The following is a 14,404-nucleotide window of genomic DNA, read 5'->3' on the forward strand; positions in this document are numbered from 1 at the left end:
GCTGCTGCACCTGCCACCACAGCCACTGCTCCTTTTTTGTAGAGCAATACAGCTACCAGCCCACAACTTCGACGGTGCTCACGCCGCCTGGCTGCTTCTGCACTTTTATTTGGGTACCGATGCGTTCTTTCAGGGCTTCTACGTGCGAGATGATGCCAATCATTTTGCCGCCGGCCTGCAGGTTTTCGAGCGTGGTGACGGCAGCATCCAGGGTTTCGGCATCGAGGGTGCCGAAGCCTTCGTCGATGAACAGCGAATTGATCTGGGTGCGGCGGCCGGCCAGGTCGGAGAGGCCGAGTGCCAGCGCCAGGCTTACCAAAAAGCTTTCGCCGCCCGATAGGGTATTCATGGGGCGCACGGCATCGGCCTGGTAGGTGTCTACAATCTGCAGCTCCAGGTCTTCGGTTGAATTTTTGAGGATGCGGTAGCGGTCGTTGAGCTTGAGGAGGTGGCGGTTGGCCAGTTCCACCAGCCTGGCCAGTGTGAGCCCCTGCGCAAAACGGCTGAACTTGTTGCCATCGGCGGAGCCAATCAGGTGGTTGAGCTGCTCCCAGCGGTTACATTCCTGCTGCTGCGTATGCAGCTGCGTGGCCAGTTCCTGCAGCCGCACACGCTGCGCCGCATCCTGGTCCAGCAACTGCTCCAGCTGTGCCCGTTTGGTAATCACCTCCCGCATCAGACCTGTTTTTTCCTGTAGCTGTTCCTGCAGCTCCGCTTCCGAAGCCGTGGTGAGGGCCAGTTTTTGTGTTTCGGCCAGTTCCTGCTCTACATCGGCCATGCTTTTGCGCAGCTCGGTCAGGTGCTTTTCGGTTTGCGCTTTCTGGTTGGCCAGGCGGTTGGCTTCGTCCTTGTCGAGGAGCATCTGGCTGAGCAGTTCGATGGTGGCAATGCCTTCCTGCTGGAGCACGTGCAGCAGTCCCTGGCGCAGTTCTTCCAGTACCGATTTGTTTTTGCTGTGTTCCTGCAGGAATTCCTGTTGCCGTTGTTGTTGCTCACGTATTTCCTGTTGTTTTTGCAGGAGCTTTGCCCGCGCCTCCTCCGCTTGATTTGTTAAAGCTCTGAGCTGTTGCTGTGCCAGTTGCCGCTCCTGTTGCGGATCTTTTTCGCCAAAGAGCGAGGTGCGTTCCGCTTTAAATTGCTGCAGCACCTGGTGCTCTTCCACCAGCTTTTCTTTTCGCTCCTGCAGTTCTTTGTTTTTCCCGTCAGTATTCTGTTTCAGGTTTTGAACCAGCGCCTGTAGCTGGAAAAAGGGCTCTTTCAGTTTTTCGTATTCTAATTTATTTTGCTGGAAAGCAACTGCACGGGCTTCCAATGCCTTATAAGTTGCTGCCATTTCTTCAATTTTGAATGTCAGTCCGAAGGTAGCGGCAAACGAAGCAGCCATTTCGGTATGCGCCTGCTGTGCTTCGTGTAAGTCGCGGAGTTGGTGCTGCAGGTTTTGCAGTTGCTGCTCCAGCAGTTTTTGCGACTGGAGCAGTTGTTCCTGCCGGGCTTCGGTGCGCACCTGCTGTTCGCGGAGCTCCTGCTGCCGTGTATGCATGGCTTCTAACGCTTTGCTGCAGGTGCGTGCCTGCGCCAGGGTTTGCTGCAGCTGTGTTGCCTCCTGCTTCTGCTCCCGGAGCAATTGCGCCAGTTGTGCAGTTACTGTGATGGAAACGGTTAATTCAGTCTCCTGCCGGAGCTTTTCAAACTGTTGCTGCAGCTTTTCTGCTTCTGCGGCAGCATCGTCGCTGGCTTTGTTGTCGGTTTTTTGCTGGTGCAGCTGCGTGTTCAGTTGTAGTTGTAGCTGCTGAAACTGTTTTTGCAGTTCTGCAACCAGTACCTGCTGCGCATCGCGTTTCTGCTCCTCCTCCGAAAGCGTGGAGCTGTAGTTGTTTTCCACGAACGGATGATGTTCGGAGCCACAGAGCGGGCAGGGCTGGTGCGGCTGCAAAGTCTGGCGGGCCTGCTCATACTCCTGGATGCGTTGCTGCAACACCACAATTTTCTGCAGGTCTTCGAGGCGTACTTTAGCCTGTTGCTGCTTTTGCTCCGTAGCGGCCAGTTGTTCCGTCAGGGATGCAACGGCCTGCGCATGTGCTGCCAGCGTTTTGGCGAGCTGCGCCTGCTTCTGTGTTTGCGTACCGAACTGCTGCGAGAGGTCCAGCAGCTTTTCCAGGCGCTGCAGTTTGCCTGGTGCTTCCTGTGCGGCCGTTTCCAGTTCCTCGAACGAACGTGCTGCAAGCAAAGTCTTCAGTTGCGTCAGCTTTTCCTCTTTCTGCGCCTTCAGTTCGTGGAGCTGTTTCTGAACGTCTGCCTGTTGTGCCGCATACTGCGCCAGCTGCTTGCCCTCCTGCTGTAACTGGGCCAACGCTGCTTTTTGCTCTTCTTGCAGCCGCCGGCTGTTTTGTGCAGTGTCGGAGAGGTCTTTTAGCGTCTGACGGAATTCCGGCAGGTGTTCCCGCAGTTCCTGGTCGCCCTGGTGCTGTTCGAGCCACTTTTTAAGCGTGGTGGCTTGGGTTTTAATTTGATGCAGCTCTTCCTGTTTCTGTTGAAGCGTAGCTTGCTCCAGTTTCAGCTGGTTCTCGAAGGCAACATAGGCTTCTTTGCTGCGGTTGTACTGTTCGCGGCAGGTATTTACCTGGTGGTCGAGGCGGCTGACCTGCGCCAGCAGCGGCTCGAGTTCCTGAACGGCTTTTTCCTGTTGCTGTTGTTCTTTTCCGGCCGCTTCGGCTGCCGTGGCCGTTTTCTTCAGCTCTACTTCCAGGAGGGGCAGCTGCTTTTCCAGGGTGTGCAGCTGTGTCTGCACCTGCGATAACTGCCCGTTGGCGGCTTCGATGCGCGTGAGTTCGCCTACGTACTGGTGGGCCTGCTGGTGCTGGTTCAGCTTCTGGAAATCCGGTCGAAGCTGCTGCAGCTTCGCTTCCTGCTCCTGCAGCTCGCTTGCCTGCCTTCGGGCTTTCTCCCGGAGCCTTGAAATTTGCTGCAGCCATTGCCACCGCTCCCGCAGCACCGTGGTTTCCTGTTTCAGCGCTTCTTCCTGTTCGGTCAGTTCGGTTATGGTTGCTTTGTAGGCCTGTAGCTGCTCCTCGGGCAGCAGTTTGTTGTCTGCCAGCCTGCGCTCCAGTTCCTCTTTTTTCAGCCGTTCGGCTTTAGCTTTCTCGAAGGCGAAGCGGGAGATGTCGGAGTAAACTCCCGTATCGGTTATCTTTTCGAGCAGGCTGCTGCGTTCGTTGTTATCTGCTTTCAGGAAACGCGCAAAATCGCCCTGCGACAGCATCACGGAGCGCAGGAATTGGCTGTAATCGAGCCCGCACACTTCGGCCACTTTGTCGGGCACCTGGCTCGGTTTTAAATCGAACGGCTTTTCATCAGGTAAAATACATAGCTCCATGTGCACCGCCTGCATTTTACCGTCCGCCTTGCCACGGCTGCGGCGGATGTGCCACTTGGAGCGGTATCGTTCTCCGTTTGCTTCAAACTCCACTTCGGCCCAGGCTTCTGCGGTGTGGCGCGTCATCAGTTCCAGCGGTTTGTCGGTGCTGTGGCGGTGCGCCTGCCCGTACAGCCCTACCGTGATGGCATCGAGTATAGTAGTCTTGCCGGCTCCGGTCGGACCCGTAATAGCGAACAAACCTGCATCTGCCAGCGGGCTCTGGTCGAAACGGATTTCATGCACTCCCTTCAGGGAGTTCAGGTTCTGGAAACGGACGGCAAGTATTTTCATGTGCGTAATATGCTAATTTGGTAATGTGTTAATGTGCTGAATTTTTGGTTAATGAGCAGCAGTGGCTGTGGTGGCAGGTGCAGATAGGTTTTTCGTTTGTGATTTTTTTGTCTTGAACAGGATTAAGCAGATTAATGGATTAACAGGATTACTTGTCTGAATCAGGATTTACAGAATTTTAGGATTTTCAGGATTGGGTTTGTCTGTGGTTCGTGCAGGAGACGCGGGCACCGCGTCTCTACAGCCAGCTCTCCAACCTTTCTGCCTTTCTGGTACAGGGTTGAAAATCTTCAACCCCTACAAAAATTCCAAAATTTCTACCTCTCTACCTCTCTACCTCTCTACCTCTCTACCTCTTTACATCTTTACCTCCCAAACTCTCTAACTCCCAAACTCTCTAACTCCCAAACTCTCTACCTTTCTACCTCATTCATCAATTCCAGCAGTTCGGCGAATGTTGCTACCAGTTCGTTGTGGTCGGCGCCGGGGTATTGGCTTTCGCAGCGTTTCAGGAAAACGTCCTGCTCGCGCAGGGTCTGCAGGTCGGCTTCCGGGACTTGTTTGTCCAGTGCCTGCCGCTCGGTTTTGAGGAGGGGCGGGCGGTGGATGAGGAGCTGCAGCTCGGGTTTTAGTTGCAGGACAGCCTCCAGTTGCTGGTTCAGGTCAGGGAGGGGCGTGTCGAGCTCCACCTGTATTTCGGCCCAGGCGGTCAGGGAATAGGCGCTGTTGTCGTAGACGGCGATTTGCTGTTTTACTTTTTCCAATGGGCCTTTAAAGCGTACCAGTTTGCGGGTGCAGGGAATATCCAGCGGGCGCAGGTCCGCCAGCTTTCCGGCTTCAAAATCGAGGATGTACACCACTTTCTTATCGGTTACCTCGCTGAAGCTGAGCGGAATCGGGGAGCCGGAGTAGCGGATGTGGTGGGTGCCGTTTACCTGCTGCGGGCGGTGCAGGTGGCCTAGTGCCACATAGTCGAACTCCTTCGGAAACTGGTCGGCGCCGATCTGGCCGAGGTTGCCCACATGAATCTCGCGCTCACTTTCGGAGGCTGAACCACCGGCAGCGAACAGGTGGCCCATGGCTATTACCGGAATACGCTGCTGCTTGTAAGGCTGCAGGTGCGGTACAAAAGCTTCGTAGTGCGCAGCAATGCCCTGTTTTATTCTGGCTTCCCGTTCTTCGTAGGTTTCGCCGGGCACAGATAAACGCACGTCGCGGTCGCGGAGGAAAGGCACGGCACATACCACCAGCTCCAGGTTCCCCTGCTTGTCTTTCAGCTCGATCAGCTCGTCGAGCGGGTCGGGCGTGGCGCCGCCGATTACCCGGATGCTGAAGCACTCAAGCAGCTCTTTGGGCGCATTTAAGGTAGAAACGGAGTCGTGGTTGCCGCCTGTGAAAATGATGTGGCGGCAGCAGGTGGCGCAGACTTTGGTCAGGAAGTCGTAGTAGAGTTTCAGGGCGGTGTTGGAAGGGGTGCCGGTGTCGAACACATCGCCGGCCATCAGCAGTACCTCTACCTGCTCCTCTTCAATGGTCTGAAGCAGCCAGGCCAGGAACTGCTGGTGTTCTTCGGTGCGTTCGAGGTTAACGAGGCGCTGGCCCAGGTGCCAGTCGGATGTGTGTAATACGCGCATAGCTTTCTTCTTTCTCCAATACCGTTCTAAGATACATTAAAAGATAGCTATACTACAAGAGTAAGCGGTACTTTTTAGCAAACGCCCGGACAGGGCAGAAAAAAAGCGGCTGCCCGCATAAAACAGGCAGCCGCTTTTACAGGGAAGCAGATTTACAGCCTAATCGCTGTACTTATCTTTTCCTTCCACTTTTACTATTTTATTATAAATTCCCAGCAGCAGGAAAGGTGCAGGCCACTGCCCTACAAATAAGGCCTCCTCATCTTTTTTCATGATTTTCAGGGTGGCCGATACTGCCATGGAGCCTATGGCTGCCCATAGGAAAACATCGGAAGGTAACCGTGAGGTATATTCTTCAATGGTTCTGGCTACGGGGCCTTCTTTCTTCTGCGGATTAAAGTTGTCTGCTTTTGCTTTTAAATCTTCTGTTGCCATAATTTTATTTTGTTGAAATTTGTGTGACATTTCTATGCAAACGGGATTGCATTATTGAATGTTTACAAAATTTGCGTTAAGACATCGGAAGATTTCCGGGGTTTAAATTTATAATTCTGTTAATCAGGCGTTTATGGTTGATAAGCATGACGTGTACAGGAGGCGGATGCAGCGAACTGCTGAAGCAAGGCCTGTTATGCTTTCAGTAGCTTACTGCTCCTGGTTTTGCTTCTGGTTTTTAGCGGTTACCGGCAGGCCGGCAGCCTTCAGATCTTCGTATCCGCCAATGTTGTAAATGGTTTTAAAACCGGCTTCTTCCATAAGTTTAGCTGCTTTTCCGCTGCGGTTGCCGGAGGCGCAGTAGAGGTAATAGGTTTTGGATTTATCCCAGTGCTGCATGTCTTCCTGAAACTGTCCGTTCAGGTAGTCCGAGTTCAGGGCTTCCCGGAGGTGTCCTTCTTTAAACTCAGCAGGAGTGCGCACATCAACCAGCACAGCATCTTTCGTGTTGTCATGTTCTTCTTTGTATTCTGTGGCTGTAATCCTTTTATTAATGCTGTTATCCTGTACGGGCTCGTTACAGGTTAGCAAAATAACCGCTAAAGTGGCAATCAAAATTTTCATAGTCGTAAGTTAACCAATTAAACATGATTGTAAAAGCTATAAGCTATACGAAAATCTCCGGCTTTAGGGCTTTAGAAAAACGCTTAAAACAGCAAAGGCCCCCAACCGGAGGCCTCTGCTGTCTCTATTATTCAAACTATGGAATTGTTCTTAGTTAAGTGAAGCGATCGGATCGGCTTTAGAATCTTTATCGCCGGTGATCGTTCCTTTGCCGGATACAGTGCCTTTCAGCAGCAGGATACCAGCTACGTGTGGTGCGGCAAAAGAAGTACCGTACGCACCGCCTCCGATAGAACCACCTTTTGTAGTCGTCGTTACGTTCACACCAGGGGCGGCAAAGTCTACTGCTAAACCATAGTTAGACCGGTCCCACAGGCGGGCATAGCTGTCCATGGCTGATACAGTGTATACACCAGCAGCATCTACACGTGCAGGAGAAGTAGAGGCACAATCCACGCCGCTGTTACCGGCTGCAATGGCAAACTTTATTCCTTTAGAAGCTGCACTCTTCACCAGGTAATCCAGTGTAGAAGAGATACCGCTACCGATGCTCATGTTCACTACATCACCAGCTTTAGCATAAGAGTTCACGTGGCTCACGGCAGAGATCGCACTTGAAAGCGTACCGGCTCCGGCATTATCAAACACGCGCAGGGCTACGATGGTGGCGCCAGAGGCCACGCCAATCATACCAGAACCGTTGTTCTTGGCTGCAATGATACCGGCTACGGTTGTTCCGTGGCCATAGCCATCTTCTACCGATGTAGTGCCGCTCACAAAAGACTTGCTTTTCGACAGGTCCACGGTCAGGTCCGGGTGGTCGGTATCCACGCCAGAATCGATGATCCAGACGGTCTTACCGCGTCCGTCGCCGTAACCTACTTTCTGGATGTTCCAGGGCACCAGCTCTCCGGAAAGAGGCGTGATAGCGGCTACCGTACCAGACGAGGTAGTTGTGGTCGTGGTAGTAGTAGGCGACGTGGTGGTAGTTGTGGTCGTAGTGGTAGTCGGCTCGGTAGTAGTAGTACTTGTATTGGTATCAGTGGTTGTGCTGGTACTTGTTTCGGTAGTTGTACTTGTACCGGAAGGTTTGCCTTTACCGTTGTTGTTATTTTTACCTAAAGAGATAATTTTGTCCTGCTCTATGTAAGCCACTTCCGGGTTATTGCGCAGCTCTTTCAGCTGGTCGGAAGAAAGTTTGGCGGCAAAACCTTTCACAGCTCCCTGGAACGTTTCTTTCACGGCGGTAGCCTGGATGCCAGACTGTGCCAGTACTGCCTGGCGAACAGAAGCCGAAGCTAAGGCGCCTCCTGCAGAACTTGTTCCCGTGGTTCCGTCCTTGAATACCACAATGTATTGTCCTTCAATGGCCTGGCTGGTTTCTGATGTCTGCTGTGCCTCGGAAGGGGAAGCAAACTGTTGCTCCATCATTTCTTCTTTCTGGCAGCTTGACAGTACCATAGCAGAGGCAAGGGCGGTAAGAGAGAGTGCTTTTCCGAATGTGAACTTCTTCATAGTATTTGGTTAAGTTGAAAACTTCTTTATTGTAAAAAGCTATTTCTTTTCCTGACGATGTTTTTCCCGTCAGTCAGTTATCAAACCATTCTCAGCACAACTTTAGTTCATTTTAATTTTAGAAACGCTAAAGAAAATATCCTAAATCAATTCCAGGGATGTGCGAAAATTAGAGAATATATTTATTCGTATATAGTGAGTTTTTGAATGAAAATATGCCTTTGAAGGACGTATATATTGTTTTTAGATTTATGATAGGTAGGACGCATTTCGTGGTTAAAGTTCAAATTCAGAGAAAATTAAGGAAGGGAAGAGGTGTGTTTTTTTACTATTTTGCTGCTCCCGGTGACTTACAGGTGTTATCTGCTCCCGGTTAAAAACTGTTGCAGTACATCTTTTTTTCAGGAGCAGCGGCTGTGGTGGCAGGGGCAGCAGAACTTTTGCCCGGGAAGGAAGCTATGACAAAGAGGAAGCAAAAGAGGAGAAGGACCAGGGCGGGGGGTAAAATAAAATAGCCTCCGCTGATGTCAGCGGAGGCTATCTGTGAGTTATGAGTAAGTTATTTACGAATTATTTGTTGCCATCTACTTCTTCGTAGTCGACATCGGTTACACCGCCATCGCCGGCAGCTGCGCCACCCTGGCCGTTTCCGGCAGGACCACCTGCTGCGCCACCGAAGTCAGCGCCCGGGGCACCGCCGGGCTGGCCTTGTGTAGCCGCATACATTTCCTGAGAAGCTGCGCTCCAGGCATTGTTCAGGCTTTCGATAGCTGCATCGATACCGGCAACATCTTTCGCGCCGTGTGCTGTTTTCAGCTGGCCAAGGGCGCTCTCGATGTTAGACTTGTTGCCGTCCGACAGTTTGTCGCCGTATTCTTTCAGCTGCTTTTCGGTCTGGAAGATCATAGAGTCGGCCGCATTGAGCTTTTCGATCTCTTCCTTCGCCTTTTTGTCAGCCTCAGCGTTTGCCTCTGCCTCCTGACGCATTTTCTCTATTTCCTGCTCGCTTAAGCCGGAAGAAGCTTCGATACGGATTTTCTGCTCCTTACCGGTTGCTTTGTCCTTGGCTGTTACATGCAGGATACCGTTGGCGTCGATGTCGAAAATAACTTCGATTTGCGGAACACCACGTGGTGCCGGTGGAATACCATCCAGGTGGAAGCGGCCGATGGTGCGGTTGTCGCGGGCCATGGGGCGCTCACCCTGCAGTACGTGGATCTCCACAGACGGCTGGTTATCCGATGCCGTCGAGAAGGTCTCTGACTTCTTCGTCGGGATGGTTGTGTTCGACTCGATCAGTTTCGTCATTACACCACCCATGGTTTCGATACCCAGTGAAAGCGGTGTTACGTCGAGCAGGAGTACGTCTTTTACTTCACCTGTCAGTACACCACCCTGGATAGCAGCACCGATGGCTACCACCTCATCCGGGTTTACACCTTTAGAAGGTTTTTTGCCGAAGAATTTCTCTACTTCTTCCTGTACTTTCGGGATACGGGTAGAACCACCTACCAGGATCACTTCGTCGATATCGGAAGTAGATAAACCGGCATCTTTCAGCGCCTGACGGCATGGCTCCATGGAGCGGCGGATCAGGTCGTCGGCAAGCTGCTCGAACTTAGAACGAGATAATTTACGTACTAAGTGTTTCGGAATTCCGTTCACCGGCATGATGTACGGCAGGTTGATTTCAGTTTCGTTTGAGCTGGAAAGCTCGATTTTCGCTTTCTCGGCTGCTTCTTTCAGACGCTGCAGGGCCATTGGGTCCTGGCGCAGGTCAATGCCTTCGTCTTTCTTGAATTCTTCGGCCAGCCAGGTAATGATCACCTGGTCAAAGTCGTCGCCACCCAGGTGCGTGTCGCCGTTGGTTGAAAGTACTTCGAATACGCCATCGCCCAGTTCGAGGATGGAAATATCGAACGTACCACCACCTAAGTCGAACACGGCAATTTTTTGGTCTTTGTGCTTTTTATCCAGCCCGTACGCCAGTGCAGCGGCAGTTGGCTCGTTGATGATACGCTTTACCTCAAGGCCTGCAATCTGACCGGCTTCTTTTGTAGCCTGGCGTTGTGCATCGTTAAAGTAAGCAGGTACGGTAATAACCGCTTCCGTTACAGTAGTGCCCAGGTAATCTTCTGCAGTAGCTTTCATTTTCTGAAGCACCATAGCCGAAATTTCCTGTGGCGTGTACTGCCGGTCACCGATTTTCACGCGAACCGTGTCGTTTGAGCCCTGCTCCACATCGTAAGATACGTGCTTCGACTCCTCGCGAACTTCGGAGAAGTGACGGCCCATGAAACGCTTGATAGAAGCAATCGTGTTTTTTGGGTTGGTGATCGCCTGACGTTTGGCAGGGTCACCTACTTTACGCTCACCGTTTCCGTTATCGAGAAAAGCTACGATAGACGGCGTTGTGCGGCGGCCTTCGCTGTTTGGGATTACAACCGGCTCGTTACCTTCCATTACGGCAACGCAGGAGTTGGTTGTACCCAAGTCAATACCTATTATCTTTCCCATTCTATAGTTTTATTATTTAAGTATAGTTTCCTGAATAATTTTACTTTTCCTGATTATTAACAAGGCATGTGCCAAGCCCGGATACTGGTGTTATTTATGTCATTATGTCACATATAAACCGGGGCTTCACTTTTTTGTCTTGTTTACCCGGAATGAAAAGCGCGGGTTGCGCCAAAATTTCCGTGGCAGGAAAGCAAGGGTACAGTAGATGGGAGCGGATTGATTGTGTGTGGCAGGGAAACAGGAGGGAGTGCTATGGCCAACGCCGTCAACTTTAAAATTTTTATAGCGCGAGCGTCCTCGCCCGTTTCTACTATTCCGCGGCCTCTGGCCGCCGTAAATGGTCTGTTCGTGGTTCACGGCGGCCAGAGGCCGCAAAATAGTCGGCACGAGCGAGGACGCTCGCGCCATGTTACTCTTAAGTGGACGGCATTGGTAAAGCAGGAGGGAGTGTTATGGCTGCTCGATCAGGAAGCTTCTTCCACCACCAGGATCGCCTTCTTTACATCGCCTTTCTGCTCAAGTCCCGGGTAAGGTTGTACTTCTTTTAAGGTGATGCTGTAGGTGGTGTTGCCTGAAAGGGTGGTGACGGTGTGGGTGGAACGGAGGGGGCCGCTGCCACAACTGCCGATGCAGAGTTCGATGTTTTCAGTTTTCCCGTTGCTGTCGGTAGCGAGCAGTAAAACCGTGGCGCTGCCATAGTGCACGCAGTTGGCATTGGCAGGGCAGCGGGAGTCGTTCAGGTTCTGTAGTTTTAGCTGCAGCTTATCAGGTGTGCCGGCAACCTGGACCTGTTCCCCGACCTGCAGCGAGAATTCCTGTTTGCCGGTGATACTTTTGGTGTCTGTTTCCGGGGAAGCAAGCATGTTATCGTTCTGGCATTGCCAGAAGAGCAGCAGCAGGAGCAGCGGGTGGAGGTATTTGAGCATTGTCATATTTTGTTATAAGTTAGGGGTTCAACTACTAACAGGATGCCGCAACTTGCGTAAAGGTTGCAAGCAGCAAGCAGCTTTTAACGCTTTAATACAGGAGCAGCGGCTATGGTGGCAGCTGCAGCAGAGTTTTTTAAGGGTAGTTTACCCTGTAACCGGCTTTGCGGGTGGTTCAATTCTTTGCCTGGATGTTCCGTAAGGCGATTTTTATACGCTTCAGCAGCACATCTTGTAGGAAAAAGTGTTCTGCAGCTGCCACCACAGCCTTAGCTCCTCAAAAGAGGAACTGTTTTAGTTGCACCTGGACCAGGGATTTTTTTTAAACAAAATCTATGTTTAAACTATCAAGGCTAACGTACCTGATTATTTTTTTTCTTTTACACGTCGCCTTTTCGGGGGCCGCTCAAACGGTAACGGTGCTCGATAAGACTACCTGGCAACCATTGGCAGGCGTAACGGTAGCGGCACTCCGGGAAGGGAAAGGAATTTATACGGATGAAAACGGGAAGGCGGACCTGGCGGTACTGGGTGCTTCCACCGATTCTGTCCGGTTTTCTTTTGTAGGATACCAGCAGCGGTCGGTTTCGCTGGCCTGGCTCAAGGCGCAGCAGTACCAGGTCGGGTTGGCGCAACGCAGCCAGTCGATAGAGGAAGTGGTGGTAACGGCAGGAAAGTTTACGCAGCAGCGGCAGCTGGTACCGCAGCAGGTAACGGTGCTGAAGGCAAAGGAAATCGGTTTTATGAGTCAGCCTACCACGGCCGACCTGTTGCAGCAGACAGGGGAGGTGCTGGTGCAGAAAAGCCAGCTGGGCGGGGGCAGCCCGGTGGTGCGGGGTTTTGAGGCGAACAAGGTGCTGCTGGTGGTGGATGGGGTGCGCATGAACAACGCCATTTACCGGGGCGGCCACCTGCAGAATGTGATTACACTCGACAACAGCATGCTGGAGCGGGTTGAAATTGTGCAGGGCCCCGGTTCGGTTATTTACGGCAGCGATGCCCTGGGCGGTGTGCTGCACTTCCGGACACTGCAGCCGCAGCTTGCCGACAGCAGCCACAGGTCAAACTTCAGAGCCGGCGCCTATGCCCGCTACGGTACCGCCGCCTCCGAAAAAACAGTGCATGCGCAGTTCAATTATGGCCGCCGGAAATGGGGACTGCTGACCGGTTTTACCCGGACCGACCTGGGTGATCTGCGGCAGGGAGAGAACCGACCGGCGAAGTATGGGGAGCTGGGCATCCGGAACTACTATGCCGCCCGCATCGGCAACCGCGACACCATGCTGCTGAATGAAGACAGCGCTGTTCAACGCCCTACCGGCTACACGCAGTACGACCTGCTGCAGAAAGTGCTGTTCAAAGCTTCCGACAACCTGAGCCACGGGCTTAACCTGCAGTATTCAACCAGTTCCGACATTCCGCGTTACGACCGCCTGACGGAAACAGGTTCTAACGGAAAGCTGAAACATGCGCAATGGTATTATGGTCCGCAGGAGCGCCTGCTGGCGGCTTACACCCTCACCCATACCGACACCACCACCCTGTACGACGCGGCACGGGTGGTGCTGGCCTATCAGCAACTGGAAGAAAGCCGGCATAACCGGGGCTTCGGAAGCAACAGCCTGGCCCATCGTACCGAAGATGTGGACGTGTACAGCCTCAGTGCCGATTTCAGCAAGCAGCTGGCGCAGCACCGCCTGAGCTATGGCCTGGAGGCGATCTATAACAACGTGCAGTCAGCGGCTTTTGCAGAAAATATGGTTACGGGAGTGCGGCGTGCCATTTCTACGCGCTACCCCGATGGCGGGTCTTCCATGCAGAGTGCTGCTGCTTTTGTAACAAACTCCTGGCAGGCAAGGCCTTCCCTGGTGCTCACGCAGGGGCTGCGCTACAGTTGGGTGGGGTTAAATGCCCGTTTCCGTGACAAGCAGTTTTTCCCGTTCTTGCAGGATGCGGTTAGGCAGCGCAACGGCGCCCTGACCGGGAGCGTAGGTGCTGTGCTGCTGCCAGGGCATAACTGGCGCCTGGCGGTATTGGGTGCTTCCGGTTTCCGGGCGCCCAGTGTGGATGACCTGGGCAAAGTTTTTGATTCGTCGCCGGGTAACGTAATTGTTCCGAACCCGGAGCTGGCGCCGGAGTACACCTATACTCTGGAGCTGAGCGTTTCGAAAAGCTTCCTGGACCGGGTACACCTGGAGGCTACCGGCTACTACACCTGGTACCGCGATGCGCTGGTGGTGCGGCCTTTTGCGTTGAACGGGCAGGAGACGGTGCTGTACGACGGGCAGCCCAGCCAGGTGATGGCCCATGTAAATGCCGGCAGCGCTTTTCTCTATGGCTATAACGCCAGCCTCGCCGCCGACCTCAGCAATGCCTTAGCCCTGACTTCGACGTTGAACTATACTTATGGACGGGTGAAGGAAGCAACCGGCGATGTACCGCTCGACCACATTCCGCCGCTCTACGGTAAAACAAGCCTGACGCTACAGCTAAAGAAATTACGTGCAGAATTGTATGCACTCTACAACGGGCCGAAACACCTAAGCGACTACAGCGCCTCGGGCGAAGACAACCTGCAGTATGCCACCCCGTCCGGTATGCCCGGCTGGCACACCTTTAACCTGCGAACGGCTTACCAGCTCTCACCACACCTTCAGCTGCAGGCCGCCCTCGAAAACATCACCGACCGCTACTACCGCGTCTTCGCCTCCGGCATCAGCGCCCCCGGCAGAAATTTTGTGCTTACGCTACGGGCGAAAATTTAGGAGGCTACCTGCATCTTCTCCTGTTGCTCCGGAACAGCATTTCTTTCAGCCGTTACTTAAACGTTTCTAAACAGGTGTAAATGTTTAATACCAAATAGTTTTTATTCGCTTCCACATAAATATTTCTCCCTCCTGTCATCCCGGAGGGATCTCATACCTTTACCACAAGCGTATACAGTACAAATTTTATATACTTTTAAAAGACAGATGCAGGAAGGTAACTATAGGGAATCTACATACACTTGGTGATATGGACCACAAGGAATCTCCTTCCTGTAT

At 52.7% G+C, this 14,404-nt stretch carries 8 protein-coding genes; 1 reads left to right on the forward strand and 7 read right to left on the reverse strand.

Annotated elements, in window-relative coordinates; genetic code table 11:
• Positions 1-52 precede the first annotated feature (52 nt).
• The 7 genes from DCW36_RS11685 to DCW36_RS11715 all read right to left on the reverse strand — a co-directional run bounded on the left by DCW36_RS11685 (position 53) and on the right by DCW36_RS11715 (position 11,360).
• Entirely contained in the window at positions 53-3,706 is a 3,654-nt protein-coding gene (locus DCW36_RS11685; protein ID WP_114778798.1) for an AAA family ATPase, read from the reverse strand.
• A gap of 413 nt (positions 3,707-4,119) precedes the next feature.
• Positions 4,120-5,340 (reverse strand): exonuclease SbcCD subunit D C-terminal domain-containing protein, encoded by a 1,221-nt coding sequence (locus tag DCW36_RS11690; RefSeq protein WP_114778800.1) that lies wholly within the window; start codon positions 5,338-5,340, stop codon positions 4,120-4,122.
• A 159-nt stretch (positions 5,341-5,499) separates the two neighbouring features.
• Positions 5,500-5,775: a hypothetical protein gene (locus tag DCW36_RS11695; protein ID WP_114778840.1), complete on the reverse strand. Its 276-nt coding sequence runs from the start codon at positions 5,773-5,775 to the stop codon at positions 5,500-5,502.
• Positions 5,776-5,985: 210 nt separating this feature from the next.
• Positions 5,986-6,399 (reverse strand): rhodanese-like domain-containing protein, encoded by a 414-nt coding sequence (locus DCW36_RS11700; RefSeq protein WP_114778802.1) that lies wholly within the window; start codon positions 6,397-6,399, stop codon positions 5,986-5,988.
• A 150-nt stretch (positions 6,400-6,549) separates the two neighbouring features.
• On the reverse strand, positions 6,550-7,914 hold the full coding sequence (locus DCW36_RS11705; RefSeq protein ID WP_240676145.1) for a S8 family serine peptidase: 1,365 nt from the start codon (positions 7,912-7,914) through the stop codon (positions 6,550-6,552).
• A 570-nt stretch (positions 7,915-8,484) separates the two neighbouring features.
• On the reverse strand, positions 8,485-10,431 hold the full coding sequence (gene dnaK, locus DCW36_RS11710) for a molecular chaperone DnaK (RefSeq protein ID WP_114778804.1): 1,947 nt from the start codon (positions 10,429-10,431) through the stop codon (positions 8,485-8,487).
• Positions 10,432-10,898: 467 nt separating this feature from the next.
• Positions 10,899-11,360 (reverse strand): hypothetical protein, encoded by a 462-nt coding sequence (locus DCW36_RS11715; protein ID WP_125185173.1) that lies wholly within the window; start codon positions 11,358-11,360, stop codon positions 10,899-10,901.
• A 335-nt stretch (positions 11,361-11,695) separates the two neighbouring features.
• Between DCW36_RS11715 and DCW36_RS11720 the strand changes: the two genes are divergently transcribed.
• A complete protein-coding gene (locus tag DCW36_RS11720) occupies positions 11,696-14,125 on the forward strand; it encodes a TonB-dependent receptor (protein ID WP_114778808.1) in 2,430 nt (809 codons plus the stop codon).
• Positions 14,126-14,404 lie beyond the last annotated feature (279 nt).

Origin of the sequence: Botryobacter ruber, from assembly GCF_003347595.2 — a bacterium.
In the GTDB taxonomy this organism is placed as follows: domain Bacteria; phylum Bacteroidota; class Bacteroidia; order Cytophagales; family Hymenobacteraceae; genus Pontibacter; species Pontibacter ruber_A.